This is a genomic window from Streptomyces spiralis, from assembly GCF_014654675.1.
Classification (GTDB): domain Bacteria; phylum Actinomycetota; class Actinomycetes; order Streptomycetales; family Streptomycetaceae; genus Streptomyces; species Streptomyces spiralis.
In genome coordinates this window covers 38,579-59,563 of record NZ_BNBC01000054.1, presented here as the reverse complement: position 1 = coordinate 59,563, position 20,985 = coordinate 38,579, and the positions used below count along the sequence as shown (strand labels likewise).

The 20,985-nt window shown below is 70.4% G+C and carries 20 protein-coding genes; 13 read left to right on the top strand and 7 right to left on the bottom strand.

The window, feature by feature from the left end; all coding sequences use genetic code 11:
- Nucleotides 1-18 precede the first annotated feature (18 nt).
- From IE318_RS37265 to IE318_RS37250, 4 genes are all read right to left on the bottom strand, one after another.
- Nucleotides 19-1,266 (bottom strand): multidrug effflux MFS transporter, encoded by a 1,248-nt coding sequence (locus IE318_RS37265; protein ID WP_189907359.1) that lies wholly within the window; start codon nucleotides 1,264-1,266, stop codon nucleotides 19-21.
- A 407-nt stretch (nucleotides 1,267-1,673) separates the two neighbouring features.
- Complete coding sequence (locus IE318_RS37260) at nucleotides 1,674-2,711, bottom strand: NAD(P)-dependent alcohol dehydrogenase (RefSeq protein ID WP_189907358.1); 1,038 nt, start codon at nucleotides 2,709-2,711, stop codon at nucleotides 1,674-1,676.
- A 57-nt stretch (nucleotides 2,712-2,768) separates the two neighbouring features.
- Nucleotides 2,769-3,179, bottom strand: a complete 411-nt coding sequence (locus IE318_RS37255) for a (R)-mandelonitrile lyase (protein WP_189907357.1) — start codon at nucleotides 3,177-3,179, stop codon at nucleotides 2,769-2,771.
- A 110-nt stretch (nucleotides 3,180-3,289) separates the two neighbouring features.
- Nucleotides 3,290-4,306 carry a zinc-dependent alcohol dehydrogenase family protein gene (locus IE318_RS37250; protein WP_189907356.1) on the bottom strand — a complete coding sequence of 339 codons (1,017 nt, stop codon included), beginning with the start codon at nucleotides 4,304-4,306 and terminating at the stop codon, nucleotides 3,290-3,292.
- A 262-nt stretch (nucleotides 4,307-4,568) separates the two neighbouring features.
- Between IE318_RS37250 and IE318_RS37245 the strand changes: the two genes are divergently transcribed.
- Entirely contained in the window at nucleotides 4,569-5,459 is an 891-nt protein-coding gene (locus tag IE318_RS37245; protein ID WP_189907355.1) for a helix-turn-helix transcriptional regulator, read from the top strand.
- Between the two features lie 353 nt (nucleotides 5,460-5,812).
- Here IE318_RS37245 and IE318_RS37240 read toward each other — a convergent pair whose 3' ends face one another.
- Complete coding sequence (locus tag IE318_RS37240; protein WP_189907354.1) at nucleotides 5,813-6,697, bottom strand: helix-turn-helix transcriptional regulator; 885 nt, start codon at nucleotides 6,695-6,697, stop codon at nucleotides 5,813-5,815.
- 156 nt (nucleotides 6,698-6,853) lie between these two features.
- Between IE318_RS37240 and IE318_RS37235 the strand changes: the two genes are divergently transcribed.
- The 7 genes from IE318_RS37235 (at nucleotide 6,854) to IE318_RS37205 (ending at nucleotide 14,259) form a co-directional block, all read left to right on the top strand.
- On the top strand, nucleotides 6,854-7,789 hold the full coding sequence (locus tag IE318_RS37235) for a quinone oxidoreductase family protein (RefSeq protein ID WP_189907353.1): 936 nt from the start codon (nucleotides 6,854-6,856) through the stop codon (nucleotides 7,787-7,789).
- A 103-nt stretch (nucleotides 7,790-7,892) separates the two neighbouring features.
- Complete coding sequence (locus tag IE318_RS37230) at nucleotides 7,893-8,639, top strand: SDR family NAD(P)-dependent oxidoreductase (RefSeq protein WP_189907352.1); 747 nt, start codon at nucleotides 7,893-7,895, stop codon at nucleotides 8,637-8,639.
- A gap of 365 nt (nucleotides 8,640-9,004) precedes the next feature.
- Entirely contained in the window at nucleotides 9,005-9,991 is a 987-nt protein-coding gene (locus IE318_RS37225; protein ID WP_189907351.1) for an aldo/keto reductase, read from the top strand.
- A 324-nt stretch (nucleotides 9,992-10,315) separates the two neighbouring features.
- A complete protein-coding gene (locus IE318_RS37220) occupies nucleotides 10,316-11,002 on the top strand; it encodes an NADPH-dependent F420 reductase (protein WP_189907350.1) in 687 nt (228 codons plus the stop codon).
- A gap of 132 nt (nucleotides 11,003-11,134) precedes the next feature.
- Nucleotides 11,135-11,977: an aldo/keto reductase gene (locus tag IE318_RS37215; protein ID WP_189907349.1), complete on the top strand. Its 843-nt coding sequence runs from the start codon at nucleotides 11,135-11,137 to the stop codon at nucleotides 11,975-11,977.
- A gap of 111 nt (nucleotides 11,978-12,088) precedes the next feature.
- Nucleotides 12,089-13,345, top strand: coding sequence for an MFS transporter (locus tag IE318_RS37210; protein ID WP_189907348.1), 1,257 nt, complete (start codon nucleotides 12,089-12,091; stop codon nucleotides 13,343-13,345).
- A 20-nt stretch (nucleotides 13,346-13,365) separates the two neighbouring features.
- The gene (locus tag IE318_RS37205; protein WP_189907347.1) at nucleotides 13,366-14,259 is read left to right on the top strand and encodes an aldo/keto reductase; all 894 of its coding nucleotides are present in this window, start codon (nucleotides 13,366-13,368) and stop codon (nucleotides 14,257-14,259) included.
- 1,415 nt (nucleotides 14,260-15,674) lie between these two features.
- On the opposite strand, the gene IE318_RS37200 is transcribed toward IE318_RS37205, so the two are convergent.
- Entirely contained in the window at nucleotides 15,675-16,640 is a 966-nt protein-coding gene (locus IE318_RS37200) for a pirin family protein (RefSeq protein ID WP_189907346.1), read from the bottom strand.
- 199 nt (nucleotides 16,641-16,839) lie between these two features.
- Between IE318_RS37200 and IE318_RS37195 the strand changes: the two genes are divergently transcribed.
- From IE318_RS37195 to IE318_RS37180, 4 genes are all read left to right on the top strand, one after another.
- Nucleotides 16,840-17,331 carry a MarR family winged helix-turn-helix transcriptional regulator gene (locus IE318_RS37195; protein ID WP_189907345.1) on the top strand — a complete coding sequence of 164 codons (492 nt, stop codon included), beginning with the start codon at nucleotides 16,840-16,842 and terminating at the stop codon, nucleotides 17,329-17,331.
- Nucleotides 17,328-17,795 carry a winged helix DNA-binding protein gene (locus IE318_RS37190; protein ID WP_189907344.1) on the top strand — a complete coding sequence of 156 codons (468 nt, stop codon included), beginning with the start codon at nucleotides 17,328-17,330 and terminating at the stop codon, nucleotides 17,793-17,795. Before IE318_RS37195 ends, IE318_RS37190 begins: the two co-directional genes overlap by 4 nt.
- A gap of 79 nt (nucleotides 17,796-17,874) precedes the next feature.
- Nucleotides 17,875-18,222, top strand: coding sequence for a tetratricopeptide repeat protein (locus IE318_RS37185; protein ID WP_189907343.1), 348 nt, complete (start codon nucleotides 17,875-17,877; stop codon nucleotides 18,220-18,222).
- A gap of 47 nt (nucleotides 18,223-18,269) precedes the next feature.
- A complete protein-coding gene (locus IE318_RS37180; protein WP_189907342.1) occupies nucleotides 18,270-18,914 on the top strand; it encodes a peptide deformylase in 645 nt (214 codons plus the stop codon).
- A 71-nt stretch (nucleotides 18,915-18,985) separates the two neighbouring features.
- Here the strand turns inward: IE318_RS37180 and IE318_RS37175 are convergent, their stop codons facing one another.
- Nucleotides 18,986-20,416 carry a dihydrolipoyl dehydrogenase family protein gene (locus IE318_RS37175; protein WP_189907341.1) on the bottom strand — a complete coding sequence of 477 codons (1,431 nt, stop codon included), beginning with the start codon at nucleotides 20,414-20,416 and terminating at the stop codon, nucleotides 18,986-18,988.
- A 139-nt stretch (nucleotides 20,417-20,555) separates the two neighbouring features.
- On the opposite strand from IE318_RS37175, the gene trxA reads away from it, so the two are divergent.
- Nucleotides 20,556-20,960: a thioredoxin gene (gene trxA / locus IE318_RS37170; protein ID WP_030181825.1), complete on the top strand. Its 405-nt coding sequence runs from the start codon at nucleotides 20,556-20,558 to the stop codon at nucleotides 20,958-20,960.
- The last annotated feature ends 25 nt before the right edge of the window (nucleotides 20,961-20,985 follow it).

Below are 20,985 nucleotides of genomic sequence, written 5' to 3'. Positions count from 1 at the left end.
GCCGTGCGTGACAGGGGGTCAGGAGGTGGCTGTCACCCGGTCGACGGGCTGCCCGCCGGCCTTGAGGTGCTGCGCGGCGCGGGTGTGGGGGCGGACGGCGACGGCGTGGACGAGCGCCGCGAGCGTGGCGCAGGTGAGGGTGACCAGACCAAGCGGGAGGGCGGTCGCGGCGCCGCCGAGACCGACGAGCGGGGCGGCGATCCCGCCGAACGCGAAGCGCGCCATGCCGAGCAGCGAGGAAGCGGTACCCGCGATCTCGGGGTAGTGGGCGAGAGCCAGCGAGGTGGAAGGCGGGGTGGTGGTGGCCACGCCGCTGACCATGACGAAGAGGGACAGCACCATCGCGGCCAGCGGCAGGTGCAGCGCCGCGGTCATGAGCAGGCCGGCCGCGCCCAGCAGGGCCATGGCCAGGCCCAGGACGAGGGTGCCCTTCTCCGACCAGCGCTCCGAGAGCCGTCCCGCGACGAAGCCGAAGACCATGAATCCGGCGGAGTTCAGCCCGAACGCGAACGAGTAGCCCTGCGGGGAGAGCCCGTAGATGCCCTGCAGGACATAGGTGGCGCCGCTGAGGTAGGCGAACAGGGCCGCGTTGACGAAACCGGTGATCAGGACCGCGCCGACGAAGAGACGGTCGGACAGCAGCCGGCGGAAGTCGCGCCCGCTCTGGGCCAGCCCGCCGCCGGTGCGTTCCTGCGGGGGCAGGGTCTCGCGGAAGACGGTCAGGCAGGCGATGAGGATCACGGCGCCGAGCAGGGCGAGGAAGACGAAGATGCCGCGCCAGTCGGTGAACGCGGCGAGCTGGCCCCCTATGACCGGGCCGACGATCGCGGCGAGGCCGCCGATCACGGTCAGGCGCCCGTAGTAGCGCACCAGCTTGCCGCCGGAGTACAGGTCGCGTCCGGCGGCCTGGGCGATCACGATGCCCACCGCACCGGCCAGACCCTGCACGAAGCGGGCGGCGACCAGCGACTCGACGCTGGGGCTGAACGCGCACAGCGCCGACGTGCCAATGTAGGCGACGGCACCGGCCAGCATCGGACGGCGCCGGCCGAACCGGTCCGACAGGGGCCCTGCGACGACCTGCCCGAACGCCAGACCCAGCAGACAGGCGGTGACGGTGAGCTGCGCGGCCGACGTCGAGGCGTGCAGCTCGCCGGTCAGGGCGGGCAGCACCGGCAGATAGAGGTCCATCGAGATCGGCCCGAAGACGGTCAGCAGCGCGAGAACGACGGCCAGGGCACGGCCGGCGCTCCGCTCACGCGGCATGCTCAGGGACACAGGGGCAGGCACAAGAATCCAATCCAGCAAGGGGTGAGAACACGGACACATCTGCGGCGTCCAGACGTCGGGCCAATCCCGACCGTTTCCACACAACCGCGTTCCGCGACAGTCAGGAAGTCACTGTCCAGGGGTGCATCCGCAGTGCACCCCTGAACAGTCACGCCCCTGACCAGGAGGTTTGCTCCTGTGTGGCTGCTCCTGCGTCCGGCCGGCCTCTGTCGTGGCTCCACGCTCGGCCGCGGTAGTCGGCGAAGCCAGCGCAGGCTCCAGCCGTGCATCGGCCGGGCGCTGCGGAGCACCCGCGGTCGCTCCGAACGGCGCCGTGTACGGGCCTTTGCCCTGCATACAGCGCGCTCAGCGTCGTCGGCCGGCCGCGCAGGTAACTCAGCGGTTCAGGCGAGGGTGCTGGCGTCGATGACGAAGCGGTAGCGGACGTCGGAGGCCAGCACGCGCTCGTACGCTTCGTTGACCTGGTCTGCGGAGATGATTTCGACGTCGGCGCCGATGTTGTGCTCGCCGCAGAAGTCGAGCATCTCCTGGGTCAGAGCGATGCCGCCGATCATCGAACCGGTCAGGATGCGCCGGGCGCCGAGGAGAAATCCGTTGACGGCCAGCGGCCCCGGAGCGGCGCCCACGCTGACCATGGCGCCGTCGAGGGTCAGCAGACCCAGGTAGGCGTTGACGTCGATGTCGGCACTGACCGTGTTGATGATCAGGTCGAACCGGCCCGCGAGCTCGCTGAAGGTGTCCGGGTCGGAGGTCGCGTAGTAGTGGTCGGCACCGAGCCGGAGCCCGTCTTCCTGCTTCTTCAGCGACTGCGACAGCACCGTGACCTCTGTACCCATGGCGTGGGCGATCTTGACGGCCATGTGCCCGAGGCCGCCGAGGCCGACGACGGCGACCTTCTTGCCCGGGCCGGCGCCCCAGCGGCGCAGCGGGTTGTAGGTGGTGATGCCCGCACAGAGCAGCGGTGCGGCGGCGGCCGCGTCGAGGTTCTCGGGGACGGACAGGACGAAGTCGGCGTCGACGACGACGTGGGTGGAGTAGCCGCCCTGGGTGTGGGTGCCGTCCCGGTCCTCGCTGGCGTAGGTGAAGACAGTGCCGTTCACGCAAAACTGTTCGTCGCCGCCGCGGCAGGGCGGGCACTGGCCGCAGGAGTTGACCATGCAGCCGACACCGACGCGGTCGCCGACGCGGTGCGTGGTGACGTCGGCACCGACTTCGGTGACGGTGCCGACGATCTCGTGTCCGGGGACGACGGGAAAGGGCTGGGGGCCCCAGTCGCCGTTGACGGTGTGGATGTCGGAGTGGCAGATGCCGGCGTACTCGATGGCGATGAGGACGTCGTTGGGGCCGACCTCGCGGCGTTCGATGGTGGTCGGCGCCAGGGGCTGACCTGCGGCGGGGGCTGCGTAGGCGTTGACACGCATGGGGAGGGTGCTCCTCGTTCAGGGCTGGGGGGTGGTGGGGTGTTTCGGGCCCGGGTGTCAGTCGGCGGCCGGAGCGGCGGCGTATTCCTCGTCGGTGACAGGGGCCATCCAGTGCACGACGTCGTGGTCGGCGTCCCCTTCGTTGATGGCCAGGTGGACCATGAGCCGGTTCGGCGCGGCGCCGTGCCAGTGCTCCTCGTCGGCTTCGAACAGGACGCGGTCGCCGGGCCGGATCACCTCGATGGGTCCACCGCGGCGCTGGCACAGGCCCACGCCTTCGGTGACAAAGGCGGTCTGGCCCAGCGGGTGGTGGTGCCAGTGGGTGCGGGCGCCAGGCATGAAGTGCACCAGGTTCGCGGTGACCCGGGACGGGGCAGGGGCGGCGGCGACGGCGTCGATGCAGACGTCACCAGTGAACCAGTCGGCCGGTCCCTTGACGGTGTCGAGCGAGCTCCGGGTGATCTGCACGTTTGTTCCTCTGTTCTGAGCGTTGCGGGCAGGCAGTGTGTGAATGCGCCGGCGGGTTCCGCGTCGATGCGCGCGCGGGGTGCCTGGCGAAGGCCGGATGTGCGGGCCTGTCAGGGCTTGAGGAGGGTCTTGATGGCGCGGCGTTCGTCCATGGCCTGGTAGCCCTCGGCGACCTGCTCCAGGGGCAGGGTGAGGTCGAAGACCTTGCCCGGTTCGATGCGGCGGGTGAGGACGCGGTCGATGAGGTCGGGCAGGTAGCGGCGCACGGGGGCGGGACCGCCGCGCAGACCGACGTGGGAGAAGAACAGCTCCTGCCCGTCGACCGCGACCTCGTGCGGCACGCCGACGAAGCCGACGCTGCCGCCGGGCCGGGCGGAGTGCAGGGCCTGCCGCATGGCCTGAGCGGTGCCGACGCACTCCAGCACGCTGTCGGCGCCGATCCCGCCGGTCATCTCTTTGATCCGGGCGATGCCCTCGTCGCCACGCTCGGTGACAATGTCGGTCGCACCGAACTCCAGGGCCAGCTTCTGGCGCGAGGCGTGCCGGGACATGGCGATGATCCGCTCGGCACCCATCTCCTTCGCCGCGATCACCGCGCACAGCCCGACCGCGCCGTCACCGACAACCACGGCGGTCGAGCCGGGCCTCACCTCGGCGGCCTCGGCAGCCCACCAGCCGGTGCCCATCACGTCGGAGACGGCCAGCAGACCGGGCCACAGCGCCTCGTCCGGAATGTCGTCGGTGGCGACGAGGGTGCCCTCAGCATTGGGGATCCGTACGTACTCGGCCTGGCAGGTGCTCATGAACTCACGGTTCAGGCAGTTCGACTGAAAGCCGTTGCGGCAGTTCGCACAGGTGTTGTCCGAGGTCGCGAAGGAGCCGACGACGAACTGGCCCGGCCGAACCGAGGTGACCTCGGATCCGACCTCCTCGACGAAGCCGACGTACTCGTGGCCCATCGGGTGTGCCTGCTCGGTCGGCTCGGCGCCCCGGTAGGGCCACAGGTCCGAGCCGCACACACAGGTGACCGCGGTACGGATGACCGCATCGGTGCGCTTGAGGATCTTCGCGTCGTCAAGGGTCTCGAAACGGATATCGCCGGGGGCGTGGATCACTGCTCCGCGCATCAGAGTGGTTCCTTACATTCCGTACTCACAGGGGTGTGGTCCGGGCGGCTCGGTCGCCGCGGACCAGGTCAGGCAGTCTCCGGGGCAGAGGCGCAAGCGCGCTGCCGCGGTTGTCGGAGGTGCGTCCCAGGAGGGTGTCCGCCGTTCGAAGGGGTGACTGCTTCTCCAGGAAACCGCTCTACCGCGTGCGCAGCGAGTTACCAGTGACGGGTGTATTGGCAGTGCATCCCTTTCACGCCGGTCGGGCCGTACCGTCGAAGGCATGGACAACCGTGAGGAGGTCCGCGAGTTCCTCACCTCGCGGCGAGCGAAGATCAGCCCCGAGCAGGCAGGACTGCCCTCGGGTTCCCGCCGGCGCGTGCCCGGGCTGCGCCGCAGCGAGGTCGCGGCCCTGGCCGACATGAGCGTCGAGTACTACGCCAAACTCGAGCGCGGCCATCTCGCCGGCGTCTCCCCAACCGTCCTCGAAGCCGTCGCCCGCGTGCTGCAACTCGACGACGCCGAGCGCGCCCACCTGCTGAACCTGGCGCAGGCCGCCGACGGCACGGATGTCCTCACCCGGCCCCGGCGCCGCCACGCCAAGGGCCAGCAGCAGGTCCACCGCAGCCTGCAGTGGACGCTGGACGCGATCACCGCCGGGCCCGCGGTCGTATGCAACGGCCGGCTGGACATCCTCGCCTCGAACCGGCTGGCTCGCGCCTTCTACACCGACCTGTTCGCGAACCCGGCCGACCAGCAGAACCTGGCGCACTTCCAGTTCCTCGACCCGGCCTCGCGCCGGTTCTACCCGGACTGGGACCTATTCGCCGACATGGCCGTGGCCAACCTCCACGCCCAGGCCGGCCGCACCCCGCACGACAAGGACCTACACGACCTCGTCGGCGAACTGTCGACCCGCAGCGAGGAGTTCCGCACGCGCTGGGGCGCGCACAATGTCCGCCGGCACGGCACCGGCACCAAGCGGTTCCACCACCCGACGGTCGGCGAGCTCACCCTCGCCTACGAATCGCTGGACCTGGCCGCCGATCCCGGGCTTCACATGACCGTCTACGCCGCCGAACCCGGCTCCCCCTCCGAAGAGGGACTGCGCCTGTTGTCCTCCCTCGCCGCCACCGAGGACAGCACCCCGGACGTGCGGCACACGACCGGTTGAAATACGAAGACGCAGAACACCGTGACGACGCTCAGTCACAACCACCGTGGCTAAGCGCCGTTACTGGCGCCGTTGCCAAGTGGAGCGCGCAGTTCGTTGCCTGCGCCAACTCCCACCCGAACACGACCGGAGGCGATAGCCACGGATGTCCCTGGCCATACGACGTGGCTCCCTCTGGGTGCTGCTCGCGGCGTACACGGCGCCGGCGGTCACCCCTAGCGGTGAAGGCTCCCGCCCCAGGGGCTCACTCGGCAGCTCCGAGGAATGCGTCGTCCCGAAGGCACGCCAAGGAGCCCGCAGCGGGGCGGGAACCCGGTCTTGGCCCTCATGCCTACCGTCAGGCAGGCGCGCGGTCAGTTGGTGGACGGGATGCCGGTGCCCTGGGCTTGATCCTGGCCTGCGGTGGCGGACCAGCTTGCGAGGAGTTTGAGGGCGTCTTCGGCGGCGCTGTTCGGGGGTGCGCTGTAGACGACGACGCTGAGCCCGTCTTCGAGCTGCATGCTTTCGTGGTCGAGTTCCAGGTCGCCGACGACGGGGTGGCGCAGGCGTTTGGTGCCCTCGCGGAAGACGTGTACGTCGTGGGAGCCCCACATGGTGCGGAAGATGTCGCTGCGGGTGCACAACTCGCCGATGAGGTTCGACAGTTCCTTGTCGTAGGGGTTCTTGCCGGCCGCCACGCGCAGGACGCCAACAGACTCGTGGGTGACGCGTTCCCAGTCGGTGTAGAACGGGCGGGCCGCGGGGCTGAGGAACGCGAAGCGGGCGCTGTTGGCGCCGGTCGTGGGGTCGGCGTACATCGGCGCGAACAGGGCCCGGCCCAGCGCGTTGGCCGCGAGGTTGTCGAGGCGTTCGTTTTTCACGAACGCCGGTAGGTGCGGCATGCCCTCGATGATGCGCGTGACGCTCGGCCGCACCACCGGGCGGGACTCGCGGCGCTTGGCCTGCGCCCTGGGGGCGGGCCCGGCGGCACGGGCGAGGTCGTACAGGTGCATGCGCTCGGTGTCGTCCAGGCGCAGCGCCTGGGCCAGGGCGTCCAGGACGCTGTCGGAGACGCCCTTGAGGTTGCCGCGCTCGAGGCGGGTGTAGTACTCGACGCTGACTCCAGCGAGCATCGCGACCTCGCCGCGGCGCAGTCCGGGCACCCGCCGCTGGCCGTACACCGGCAGTCCCGCCTGCTCGGGGGTGATCTTGTCGCGGCGGGAGCGCAGGAACGCGCTGACTTCATCCCGGTTGTCCATAGCGCCAGGGTAGGCAGCGTTCGCGGCGGGTGGGGGTCCCTGTCATTACCCCTTACGGCGCGGACTCCCACCCTGCGGGCGGGATCGGTTGACTCGGTGATGCCGACGGGAGCGTACCGAGCCGCACGCCCGAGATCACGACGAGTGGAGTCATTCATGAAAGCCGTAGGACTGACTGAGTTCGGCGGGCCCGAGGTGCTGCGGGTGCTGGACCTGCCGGTGCCCGCGGCCGGGCCTGGACAGATCCGCATCCGGGTGCGTGCGGCGGCCGTCAATCCGGTCGACGCCCTGGTGCGACGGGGTATCGCGCACGTGGCCGGTATCGTGCCGCCCTACGTGCCCGGAATGGACGCGGCCGGCGTGGTCGAGGCGGTCGGTGAGGGGACCGACACCGCCCTGCGGGTCGGGGACCGGGTGATGGCGGTCGTGGTGGTCTCCGGCGCCCACGGTGCGTACGCGGAGCACATCGTCGTCCCCGCCGAGTCCGTCGTGCCTATCCCGCAGGGCCTGGGCGACGCCGAGGCGGCGACGCTGCCGATGAACAGCCTGACGGCACGCATGGCGCTGGATCTGCTCGATCTGCCGGCGGGCGCGTCCGTGGCCGTCACCGGTGCCGCTGGCGCGGTCGGCGGCTCCGCGGTCCAGCTGGCCAAGGCCGACGGGTATCGGGTGATCGCGGATGCGGCGCCGAAGGACGAGCAGCTGGTCAAGGGCCTGGGTGCCGACGTGGTCCTGCCGCGCGGGGCCGAGTTCCCGGATCTGGTGCGCCAGGAGGTGCCGGGCGGCGTCGACGGCCTGATCGACACGGCGGGCATCGCCGAGCAGGCGCTTCGTGCGGTGCGCGACGGCGGCCGGGCCGCATCCTCCTCCATCGCCAGTGCGAACACCGGTGAACGCGGCATCACGACGCAGAACACGTTCGTCCCGCACTACGTCCGCGAGCACGCCAAACTCGTGCGCATCCAGCAGCTCGCGGACGAAGGACGGCTCGTCCCGCGCGTGGCGAAAACCCTGCCCGCAGAGGAAGCCGTCGAGGCGCACCGGCTGCTGGAGGCCGGCGGCCTGCGCGGGCGCATCGTCCTCACCTTCTGACACCACACGGCGGTGCCGTCGCCCCCACGTGCCGCACCCTGCCCGTTTCCGACGGCGGCGCCCCCTTCCCTGTTCATCTTCAGCCATCCGAAAGAACTAAGACATGCGTACCGCGCTCATCACCGGATCCGGCCGACGCGAAGGGCTGGGCTTCGAGACCGCCCGGCAGCTGGCCGCCGAGGGCTTCCACGTCATCCTCTCCGCCCGAAAGCTCAGCCAGGTCGAGCCGCTGGCCGCCGAACTCGACGAGGAAGGCTTCGACGCGTCCGCTCTCGAGCTGGACCTCCTTGACCGGGCCAGCGTGGCGGCGGCCGCGCGGCAGGTCGAGGAGCGCTTCGGCCGTCTCGACGTCCTGATCAACAACGCGGCCGTGATGGTGGCCGCCCCGACCGTCGCGGACAAGGACCTGGACGAGCTGATGCTCGAGTTCCAGACCAACGTCGTGGGCACCTGGAGCGTCACCCAGCACATGCTGCCTCTCCTCGTCGCCGGCGGTCACGGCCGGATCGTGAACGTGTCCAGCGGTGCCGGGTCGTTCTGGGACCCCGACTACGGGCTGGTCAACTACCCCGGATTCGAGATGGACCGGTTCGGCGAGATGCCGATCACGGCCTACGCCCTCACCAAGACCGCGCTCAACGGGCTCACGATCAAAACGGCGAAGGAGCTCAAGGGTGCGAACGTCCTCGTGAACGCCGTTTGCCCCGGCGTGACCGCCACCCGCCCCGGTACCGAGCAATGGGCGCGCCCCGCCGCTGAGAGCGCCAAGGGCGTCGTCTGGGCTGCCACGCTGCCTGACGACGGCCCCACCGGCCTGTTCTTCCGGGACGGCAAGCAACTGCCCTGGTGACAGCCCCTGGCGAATCACCTGCTTCCCCAAAGGGAGGCAGTGTTGTGCCGCCCTTCGCTTCGTAGATGAGACCTTCACGCGGCAACAGAGGCGGAACGGCACAGCAGGGTGCCACGGATGGACAGGCATTCCGAAGCCGCCCCGACTCCTGTCGACCCCTGGGTGTCATGCGCGCGCCTCGTCATACCGCACCTCGGCCCCGCCAATTCACAAGAGGGTGGCGGTGCCCGTCGGCCACCAGCGTGGAGGGCCCGTTCCGGGCGCGCGAGGACGGTGTACCAGCCCCGTGCAGCGCGGCGCGGTGCGTGCGCGCAGTCAGGATCTCTCACCTGCCCGACACGATCTGTTCTAAGGAGAAGCCTCAAATGGAGTACACCCGATTGGGATCGTCCGGCCTGAAGGTCAGCCGCCTCGCGCTGGGGTGCATGAGCTTCGGCACCCCGACGGACATGACGCCGTGGACCCTGAGCGACGAGCGGGCCGCGCCGTTCTTCCAGCAGGCGCTCGACCTCGGCATCAATTTCTGGGACACCGCCAACGTCTACGGCGCGGGCACTTCCGAGGAGATCGTGGGCCGGGCCATCAAGAAGTTCACGCGCCGCGACGCCATCGTCCTGGCGACGAAGGTGTTCTTCCCCATGGGCGAGGGGCCGGGCTCCTCTGGTCTGTCCCGCAGGGCAGTCCTGGATCAGGTCGACGCCTCGCTGGCCCGTCTGGACACCGACTACATCGACCTGTACCAGATCCACCGCTTCGATCCCGAGACTCCGGCCGAGGAGACCATGGAGGCACTGCACGACGTGGTCAAGTCGGGCAAGGTCCGCTACATCGGAGCCTCCTCCATGTGGGCATGGCAGTTCGCGAAACTGCAGTACACCGCCGAACTCCACGGCTGGACGAAGTTCGTCACGATGCAGGACCAGTACAGCCTGGTGCAGCGCGAGGAGGAACGCGAGATGTTCCGCCTGCTCGCCGATCAGGGCGTGGGCAGCCTGCCGTGGAGTCCGCTCGCGGCAGGGATCGTGGCCCGCCCGTGGGGAGAGAAGAGCACCACACGTGGACAGAGCGCCCCGAGCGTCGATCCGCTCGGCCGCCCGCTGTACCTGGACAGCGACAAGGCCACGGTCGACGCGGTCGAGCGGATCGCTGGGGAACGCGGGGTGTCGATGGCCACGGTGGGCATGGCCTGGGTGCTGAGGAATCCAGTGGTCACGGCTCCGATCGTGGGCGCGACCAAGCCCCACCATCTGGCCGACGCGGCAGCGGCACTCGACCTGCAGTTGACTGACGACGAGGTCACCGCACTCGAGGAGCACTACGTCCCTCGCGAGCCCACCTACTTCTTCCCGTAGACACGGCATTCCCAGGCATGGGCCGGGGGCGGGCCCAGCTGACGTGCTGGGCCCGCTTCCGCGGGCGCGTCTCCTGCCGGGCGCCCCCTGCGACGACCCTGCGATTCAACCGTCGGTGCACCCGCGCGGCGTCTGCTCCCACGAGCCACAAGCACCAGGGATCGGCGCCGTGGGGGTCCCTGCCAGTACCCCTCACAGCGCAGGCTCCCACGTCACAGCCGTCTCGCGTTGCATAGAACGTGCCCCGCCCTTTTCGGGGTCCGGCCGCGGGCCTTCCGCCCCGGCAGGCCGGTCATCTGTGTGAAACCGCTCGAGGAGAACCTCATGAAGATCGCTGTTCTGGGCACCGGCATGGTCGGCCGCGCTCTCGCGGGCCGTCTCAGCGCGCTCGGCCACGACGTGGTGATCGGCACCCGCACTGTGGAGCAGACCCTGGCGCGCACCGAGCCCGACGCGATGGGCAACGTGCCCTTCGGCCAGTGGCAGGGCGAGCACCCGGCGGTGCGGCTGCTGACGTTCGCGGACGCCGCCGCGCACGGTGACCTGGTCGTCAACGCCAGCCCGGGCGCCATCTCGCTGACCGTGCTGGAGGCGGCCGGCGCTGCGAACCTGTCCGGCAAGGTGCTCTGGGACATCGCGCTGCCGCTGGACCTGTCGCAGGGCCTGCCGCCGACGCTGACGGTCGCCAACACCGACAGCCTCGGTGAGCAGATCCAGCGCGCCTACCCCGACGCCCGTGTGGTGAAGGCCCTGACCACGGTGTTCGCCGAGGTCATGGTCCACCCGGGCCGGGTGCCGGGCGAGCACAACATCTTCGTCGCGGGCGAGGACGCCGACGCCAAGGCGACCGTCACGGAACTGATCGGACAGTTCGGCTGGCCGGCCAAGGCCGTCGTCGACCTCGGCGGCATCCGCGGCGCGCGCGGTGTGGAGATGTACGGGCCGTTCTACTTCGCCATGTCGGCCGCGCTGGGCACGTTCGACTTCAACATCGCCATCGTCCGCGCCTGACAACACGGCAGCGGCTAGCTGAACCTGCACCCCACCCCCTTCAGGACACGACGCCGGCCGGGCACCCGCCCTGGCCCTCCCCGGCCGGTGTCGGACCGCCCCTCACGGGCGGCAACGAGAGTTGAGGATCTGATGGAGTACATCACTCTGAACAACGGTGTGGAGATGCCCAAGCTCGGGCTCGGCGTCTTCCAGATGAGCGACGCGGAGGTCACCGAGACGGTCCCCGCCGCCCTCGATGCCGGCTACCGGCTCATCGACACCGCGTCCCGCTACTACAACGAGAAGGCGCTCGGCACGGTGCTGAAGAGCTCCGGCGTCGCGCGCGAGGACCTGTTCATCACGACGAAGCTGTGGTTCAAGGACCACGGCTACGAGCAGACGAAGCAGGCCTTCCAGGTCTCACTGGACAACCTGGGCCTGGACTACCTCGACCTCTACCTCATCCACCAGCCGTTCGGTGACTACTACGGCGCCTGGCGGGCGATGGAGGAACTTTTCGACGAGGGCCTGATCCGGGCGATCGGCGTGTCGAACTTCTACCCCGACCGCTACGCCGACTTGATCACCCACCACCGCGTCGTGCCGGCGGTCAACCAGCGCGAGACCCACCCGTTCTACCAGCAGACGGACATGCAGGCCCTGCAGGACCAGCACGGCACGGTCCTGCAGGCGTGGTCCCCGCTCGCGCAGGGTAACCCCGACGTGCTCACCCACCCGGTGCTTAAGCGCATCGCCGACGCGCACGGCAAGACGGTCCCGCAGGTGATCCTGCGCTGGCTGGCCCAGCGCGACATCGCCCTCGTGGTCAAGAGCACCCGCGCCGAACGGCTGCGCCAGAACACCGACGTGTTCGACTTCCATCTGAGCGACGAGGAGATGGCCGCGATCGCCGGCCTCGACCGCGGGCAGCCCGGGGTGGGATTCACCCACCAGGACCCGCGCATGCTCGAACTCCTCCGCACCTTCGAGTAGGCGCTGCGTCGGCGGACGGCCACGGCCGCCGTAGGGCGGCTCGTACGGCCACTTCGCCGCGGGCCGCCGGCAACCGCACCACTCCCCCGTTCCCTGGAAAGGACCTCTCGCATGCAAGGGCCGACCACCGGCTCCGTGCCCGACCGTCGGATGACCCCGGCCCGCACGCTCGTCTTCGCGATCGCCGCGGGCATGGCCGTCGGCAACCTCTACTGGGCCCAGCCCCTGATCGAGGTCATCGCCTCGTCGCTGGGTGTCTCGTCCTCGAGCGCTGCCACCCTTGTGACCGTCACCCAGGTCGGGTACGCGCTCGGCATCTTCCTCATCGTGCCGCTCGGCGACGTCCTCGACCGGCGCCGCCTCATCCCTCTCATTCTCGCCCTGTCCGCGGCCACCCTCCTCGGCGCCGCGTTGGCACCGTCGTTCGCGGTGCTCCTCGCGGCGCTCGGCGGGGTCGGACTGACCACCGTCGGGGCGCAGTTGCTGACCCCGCTGGCCAGTGAACTGGCCGAGCCCGAACGGCGCGGCCGTGTGGTCGGCGCGGTCGCCTCCGGATCCCTGATCGGCATCCTGCTGTCCCGCACGATCAGCGGTTTCGTCGCCGACCTGCTCGGCTGGCGGGCCATCTACGTGATCGCCGCCGTGGCGGCTCTCGTGCTCGCCGCCGTCCTGCGCACGGTGATCCCGCCGCTCGCACCCCGCGAGCCGGTCCCCTACCCGCGGCTGCTCGCCTCGGTGTTCATCACCGTGGCCCACCACCGCACAGCCGGGCCGACCCTTGCGATCTGCGCGGCGAGCTTCGCGGTGTTCTCGATGTTCTGGACGTCGCTGACCTACCTGCTGACCGCGCCGCCGTTCTCGTTCTCCGTCAGCCAGATCGGCCTGCTCGGACTGGCCGGCCTCGCCGGAGCCCTCGCCGCGCGGCGCGCGGGCGCCCTGCACGACCGCGGCTGGTCGGTGCCCGCCACCGGCCTCGCGCTGGCCCTGCTGGGCCTGTCCCTGGCCGCCGCCTGGGTGGGCAGGAACTCCATCGTCGCCCTCGTCGTGGTCGTGATCGCCCTCGACATCGCCGCCCAGTCCATCCTCGTCCTCGGGCAGACCAGGCTGTTCGCCCTGCCCGGATCCGCACGCAGCCGCCTCAACACGGCCTTCGTCGTCAGCAACTTCCTCGGCGGAGCAGCCGGATCGGCGATCGCCGGACCGCTGTGGTCGGCAGGCGGCTGGGCCGCGATCATGTCCGCCTCCCTGGCCATCACCCTCGCCGGACTCACCGTGTGGACGCTGACCCGCCGCCGCCTCGCCCACACCAGCACCACACCCGACCACCCCACCGGCGCACCGGTCGAGGCACCGGCCGCTGCCCGCTGACGCACCAGGAGTCATCCGCCATGAACACCATCCCCACCCTCACTCTGAACAACGGCGTCGTGATGCCGGCCCTCGGATTCGGTGTCTTCCAGTCGCCCCCTGACCAGACCGCCGCCGCGGTCGAGACCGCTCTCCACACCGGCTACCGGCACATCGACACCGCGGCCGTGTACGGCAACGAGCGGGAGGTCGGCCAGGGCATCCGCCGCTCCGGCCTGAACCGCTCGGACGTCTTCATCGAGACCAAGGTCTGGGTCAGCGACTACGGCTACGACCAGACCCAGCACGCCTTCGACAAGGCCGCCGGCAAACTCGGCGTCGAACAGATCGACCTGCTGATCCTCCACCAGCCCGCACCGGCACGCTTCGAACAGACCATCGCCGCCTACCGCGGACTGGAGAAGCTGCTCGCCGACGGCAAGGTCCGGGCCATCGGCGTCAGCAACTTCATGCCCCCACACCTGGACACCCTGATCGCGAACACCGACGTCGTCCCCGCCATCAACCAGGTCGAACTGCACCCCTACTTCACCCAGCCCGCCGTGCAGGACACCGACCGTGCGCACGGCATCCTCACCCAGGCGTGGTCCCCGATCGGCGGGATCACCTTCTACCCCGGCTGGGGCGAGAACCGCACCAGCACCCTGACCGACCCGGTCCTCGGCAAGATCGCCGACGCACACGGCAAGACGCCGGCCCAGGTCATGCTCCGCTGGCACCTCCAGCAGCAGCGTTCCGCGATCCCGAAGTCGACCAACCCGGCCCGCATCGCCGAGAACTTCGACGTCCTCGACTTCACCCTCACCACGGACGAACTCGGCGCCATCGACGCGCTCGACACCGGCGTACGGCACGGCCCCGACCCCGACGAACGCGACCCCCACAGCCTGGAACTCGTCATCGACGAAGCCTGAACACCACCCCACGCTCCGGCTCCAAGGAACACCCATGGACCAGAAGATCATTCTCCTCACCGGCGGCGGATCCGGCATCGGGCATCGGTCACCGCGCAGACGCTCGCCCGTAACGGCCACCGCGTCATCATCGTGGGCCGCAACGAGGACGCCCTCGCCGCCACCGCGCAGGGCATCGACTCCACAGCACGTCCGCACCTGGCCGCGTCGAACGGCTGTGATGCCCAGCTGTACGGAACCGGGCCCCGCGCGAAGATCCGCTCGCGCGGTGCATGGGACCCTCGGGGGGGAACGGGTCTTGAATCGGCGGTAGAGGTTGCGCGCCACGCATACGCCCGGGCCGCCGAAGCCGACGATGTCGGTGCGTCCGTCGCCAGTGGTGTCCAGCGAGGAAGCGAGATGCTTGTCGACGAGCCATCCACCCGCCTTCTTGTCGTGGCCGAAGGCCCGGAGAGCCGGTTCGTCGGGGAGCGGTGCGGACTTGCCGTCTCGTCCTGGAGCGAGATCCAGACGCCGTCGTCGTGGCAGCCGACCGCGCACCGCAGGCAGCGGGAGTGCGAGCCAGCGACACGCTTCACACCGTGTTCTCGGAAAACAGGTCGAGCACCTGCGCCGCGTGTGAGAAGTGAACTCCGCCCGGCGAGTGCAGTCGCAAAGTAGGTGCCCCGGAAGCGTCGCAGGAACACGGACCGCATCAGGCGCCTACCCGCATCGTGCCCGACAGCGAAACCAATCTCACGACGAGGCCGTACCGCAGCGCTCCGGTGCGGCCTCGTCGTCTCACGGCTCCGCGCACAGGCCCCCAGAATGGTCCTCAGCGGGGCCTCGCCGTATCACCGGCGCTCTCACACGTCTGTCACCAACTACGCCGACCCCCTCGGACCGCGAGGCCCTGACCTGCACTTACGCACCCGCCCTGGACTGAAGTGGACACCCAAAGACGGTCTCTACAACCTGTGCCAGGTGGGACCGCAGCAGCGGGCGCGGCAGAGATCCAGCGAAGGCCGGATCCGGGCCGGTGGTCCACGTGCGCAGCCCCGCAATTGCCGGGCTGATTTGTCGATCCTCCACAAGACGGTGGGCTGAGGACTGCCGTTCGACGTCGATGGGCGGCTCAGCAGCCCACCAAGTCAGCACTCGTCCCACCGCCACTGAACCCGCGAAGACCACCGCCCGCGACCGAGCTGCGGAAAGAGCGCCCTAACGGCACCTGACACAGAGTCAGCAAAGTCAGCATTAGGTCAGCAAAAGTACTGCCAGAGGTACCCACAGACGGCCACACCTTGGAAACATCCGCCGCTCATGCTCAGGTCCGCAACACGCTCCGCCGCCCTCCCGTAAACGCCGGCGAGGCAGACGGCAGCGTCCGACGAACCTTCCTCCGCCCACTACCGCGAAATAAGCATTTCCGCAGGTCAGCGCACCCGTCCACGCGGCTTCAGCGGCGTCGCCGACAGCTCGGGGGCCGGCAGCGGATCCCCGTCGTACCCCTTCACTTCCCCGAACCGAGTCCCTTCCATCCAGTCCCGGCGGGCCTGTACGATCTCCTCCTGAGACCGGCAGATCCAGTTCCAGAACATGATCAGCTCCTCCTCGAAGGGCTCGCCGCCCAGGAGCATGAGGCCGGCGTCGGACTCGGCGCGCAGGGGGAGTTCGCTGCGGCCGCAGCCGAGGTAGAGCATCGAGCCGGGCAGCAGCGGTACGCCGTCGACGTGGGCTTCGCCGGACATGGACAGCACGGCGTATTCGAAGTCGGGCTCCAGGGGGAGGCGTACGTCCGCGCCACGGGTGAGGGCCAGGTCGGCGCCGACGATCGGGGTGTACGTGGTGCCGGGTGAGGTGGCGCCGTCGAGTTCGCCGAGGATCAGCCTGGCGGTCAGGCCGGGTGCCGTGACGGTCGGCAGGTCGGCGTGGTGCTCGAAGTGCGGGTCGGTGTGGCGGTGGGCGTCGGGGAGCGCGACCCAGAGTTGCGCGCCGTGCAGGAAGCGGGCGTGCGACCGGGGGCTCTCCTCCGAGTGACTGATGGCCCGGCCCGAGGTCATCAGACCCAGTTCGCCCGGGCGGATCAGCTGGAGGCTGCCGGTCGAGTCGCGGTGCAGCACCTCGCCGTCGTGCAGCCAGCTCACCGTCTGCAGACCCATGTGCGGGTGCGGGGGCACCTGCATGCCGGGCTCGTCGGCGATGTCGTCCGGGCCGTAGTGATCGACGAAGCACCATGCGCCCACCATGCGGCGGCCCAGGTTGGGCAGCAGCCGGCGGACCTCGGTGGACTCGCCGAGCTTGACGTGGCGCGGGCTGAGGAGTTCGCGCACCGGCTCCGTCACCACGAAACCACGGCCGCCGCACACGGCGGGGACCGCCTCGCGGTCAAGATTGCTCATGGCCACAACCTAGTCCCGCCGGAGTGGTTCCGTCAGTCCGTCACGCGGGCGTCCGGCGAAGCGTGCGGCCCACCTCCGTCCTCGGTGAGGCCCGTCTTCGTTCTTGGTGAGCCGCCGCCATGTCCGCCGGGTGCCCTGGGAGGAACAGCGGTCGTGTAAATAGTAGCCATGTACATAGTAGCCATGTACTGTATTTGTCATGGGTACGGCATCCGAGGGCGCGACGCCCGGTTTCCTGGTCTGGCGTCTGTCCATGACGTGGCGCGTGGCGGTCGATCGCGCCGTCGCACCGCTGGGGCTGACCCATGCCCAGTACTCGCTGGTGGCCTCGCTGTACGGCATGCAGCGCTCCGGACTGCGGCCCAGCCAGCGACGCCTGGCCGACCACACGGGACTGGAGCCCCTCTACGTGTCGAAGCTGGCGCGCGGCCTGGAGTCCGCGGGGCTGCTCGAGCGCACCCGGGACCCCAAGGATCCGCGCGCCGTCCAGCTCGCGCTCACCGAGCGCGGCCGGGACGTCACCGAGCAGGCGATCAAGGTCGTCCAGGGGCTTCTGCGGCAGCTGCTGGAGCCGCTCGGCGGCCTCGACAGCCCGCGCGCACGGGCGTTCACCCGCGAGCTGGCGACCCTGCTCGACGCACCTCTTGATCCGTTCAGTCAGAACAGTGAGCACGAGAAGGAGCAGTCATGACCACCACCTCCCGCGCCACCGCCCCCGCCCCCGCCCCGGCCATGGACAGCCGCCTCATCGGCGTGGCCCACTACGCCGCCCGAGGGGTCCTGGAGAAGGTGCTGTCCCGCTACCACGTCACGTTCCAGGAGATGGTGACCCTGCGGCCGGTCGCCACCGCCGGCGGCCCCGTCGAGCACGACCGGCTGGTGGGCCGTACCGTCGCCGCCCTCAAGGCCGACGAGGCCGCGGTGCGTGACGTCATCGGGCAGCTGATCGCCAAGGGGCTGCTGGCGGCCGAGGGTCCGCGCCTGCGGATCACCGACGCCGGGCGAACCTTCTACGCCGGCGCGAGCGCCGAGACGGCCGAGATCGCCGCCCGTATCTACGCCGACATCCCCGCCGAGGACCTGGCGGCCGCCGCCCGCGTGCTGACCACGGTCACCGAGCGGGCCGACGCGGAGCTGGCCGCGCTCGCCTCCTGACCGGGCCTCCAGCGGGCGCGGCACATGGTGGAATGTTCAACCACCTGTCTTGGTTGCAGTAGACCGAAGGAGGTCACGCGTGAACACGACGTACTACGACCACGGAACACCGGCCGAGCGCTGGGAGCGCGCGCAGCTGTTCTTCGGCGCCCGGGACTACGCCGGCGCCGCCCGCGTCCTGGCCGCACTGGTCGAGGAGGTGCCGGAGCAGACCGGACCGCGGCTGCTGCTGGCCCGTGCCTACTACCACTCGGCCCAGCTGCGCCGCGCCGAGACGGAGTTGCGCGTCATCGTGGAGCGTGACCCGGTGGAGCACTACGCCCGGCTGATGCTCGGCCGCACCCTCCAGCGGCAGGGACGCCACGAGGAGGCCGCGCCGCACCTGCGCATCGCCTCGGCGCTCGCGGGCGAGTTCGCGGACGTGTGAGTGGGACGGTGCCACGGCTCCGGTCGGGGCCGTGGCATGCTGGCGCGATGGACTGCCCGAATGCGTGTACGCCCGTTGCCGAGCGGGTCGAGGAACTTCTCGCCGCGGGCGGGCCGTTGCCCGTGGTGACGGCCGGTCATCCGGTGCTGCGGCGCGGCGCCGAGCCGTTCGACGGCCAGCTGGAGCCGGCGCTGCTGGCCCGGTTCGTCGAGGCGCTGCGCCTCACCATGCACGCGGCGCCCGGCGTGGGACTGGCCGCGCCCCAGGTGGGTGTGCCTCTGCGGATCGCGGTCCTGGAGGATCCGGCGCCGGTTCCGGAGGAGGTGCGACGGGCGCGGGGGCGGGTGCCCCAGCCGTTCCGCGTGCTGGTCAATCCGTCGTACGAGCCGGTCGGCGCCGCACGGGCCGCGTTCTACGAGGGCTGCCTCAGCGTGCCGGGCTGGCAGGCGGTGGTGGCCCGCCACGCCGAGGTGCGGCTGCGTGCGCAGGACGAGCACGGCCGGTCGGTGGACGAGGTGTTCACCGGCTGGCCGGCCCGTATCGTGCAGCACGAGACCGATCACCTCGACGGCACCCTCTACCTCGACCGTGCCGAGCTGCGCTCGCTGTCCTCGAACGAGACGCTCGCGGCGCGCTGGGCGCAGCCGACACCCGAGGAGGCGGCGCGGGCCCTCGGGTTCGAGCTGCCGTGACGGGGCTCGAGCCGCCGTGACGGGGGCTCGAGCCGCGTTGAGGGGCGTCGCCGCCGCCGGCACCGCGCCGGTCAGCCCCGGTACGCCTCGAGCAGGCGCAGCCACACCTCGCTGATCGTCGGATAGGACGGGACCGCGTGCCACAGCCGGTCGACCGGGACCTGTCCGGCGACGGCGACGGACGCCGAGTGGAGCAGTTCGCCGACGCCGGGACCGACGAAGGTGACACCCCGCAGGATCCCCTCGTCCAGGTCGACCACCATGCGGGCGCGGCCGCGGTAACCCTCCCCGTACAGCCCGGCCCCGGCGACCGAGGAGAGTTCCACGTCGACGGCGCGGACCCGGTGGCCGGCCTGTTCGGCCTCCGCCAGCGACAGGCCCACGGCGGCGGCCTCCGGGTCGGTGAAGACGACCTGCGGGACGGCGTGGTGGTCGGCGGTGGCCGCGTGGGGGCCCCACGGGGCCGGCTCCTGGAGGGGCTCGCCCTTGGCGCGGGCGCCGATGGCGTCGCCGGCGATCCGGGCCTGGTACTTGCCCTGGTGGGTGAGAAGGGCACGGTGGTTGACGTCGCCGCACGCGTAGAGCCAGTCGCTGCCCTCCACCCGCAGGGTGTCGTCGACCGTGAGCCAGGAACCCGGCTCAAGACCGACGGTCTCCAGACCGATGTCCTCGGTGCGCGGGGCCCGTCCGGTGGCGCAGAGGATCTCGTCGGCCTCGATCCGGTCGCCGGTGCCGGTGACGGCCACGACGGTGCCGTTCTCGCGGGTCACCGACTCCACCGAGGTGCCGGTGCGGATGTCGGCGCCCGCCTCGGTGAGCGCCTCGGCGACCAGCTCCCCGGCGAAGGGCTCCATCCGGGGCAGCAGCCCCTTGCCGCGCACCAGGACGGTGACCTGGGAGCCGAGCGCCTGGTAGACGGTGGCCATCTCGGTGGCGACCACTCCTCCGCCGACCACGATCAGCCGCTCGGGCACGTGTTTCGCGGAGGTGGCCTCGCGGCTGGTCCACGGCCGGACCTCGGCGAGGCCGGGCAGGTCCGGCAGCTGGGCGCCGGTGCCGGTGCATACGGCGACGGCGTGCCGGGCGGTCAGCGTCACACGCCCGCCGTCCGCGCCGGTGACCGTGACCGTGCGCGGACCGGCGAGACGGCCGTGGCCGCGGTACAGGTCGGCGCCGATGCCGTCCAGCCAGCGGACCTGGCCGTCGTCGTGCCAGTGCGAGGTGTACTCGTCCCGGCGGGCGAGGACCGCCGTGGTGTCCAGGGGGCCCTGCACCGCCTGGCTGAGGCCGGGCAGGCGGCGGGCGTCGGCGCGCGCGATGACCGGGCGCAGCAGAGCCTTGCTGGGCATGCACGCCCAGTAGGAGCACTCGCCTCCGACCAGCTCGCTCTCCACGACCGCGGTGGACAGACCGGCCGCGCGGGTGCGGTCGGCCACGTTCTCCCCCACGGGTCCGGCCCCTAGCACCACGACGTCGTACGCGATGGTTTCCGTTTCCGTCATGACGTCAGTCTGGAGGGTGGTGTGCGCCGTGGCCACACGGGTACGCGCGCGGAATACCCGTAGGGTCGGCCGTGTTGTGCGGACGGTCCGGTCCCCGCGCCAGGAAGTACGTCCCCACACCAGGAAGAGGGAATACGCCATGAGCAGCACCGTGGAGCTCACCAAAGAGAACTTCGACCAGACGGTCACCGAGAACGACTTCGTTCTCATCGACTTCTGGGCGTCCTGGTGCGGGCCGTGCCGTTCGTTCGCCCCGGTCTACGAGAAGGCGGCCGAGGACAACCCCGACCTGGTGTTCGGCAAGGTGGACACCGAGGCGCAGCCGGAGCTCGCGGCGGCCTTCGGCATCCAGTCCATTCCGACGCTGATGATCGTCCGCGACCAGGTGGCCGTGTTCGCGCAGCCGGGCGCGCTGCCGGAGGCCGCCCTGACGGATGTGATCGGGCAGGCCCGCAAGCTGGACATGGACGAGGTCCGCAAGGCTGTCGCCGAGCAGCAGGCGCAGGGCCAGGAACAGGGGCAGACGGGCCCTGACGGGCAGTAGGGGCCCTTCCTCGTGAGGGACGGAC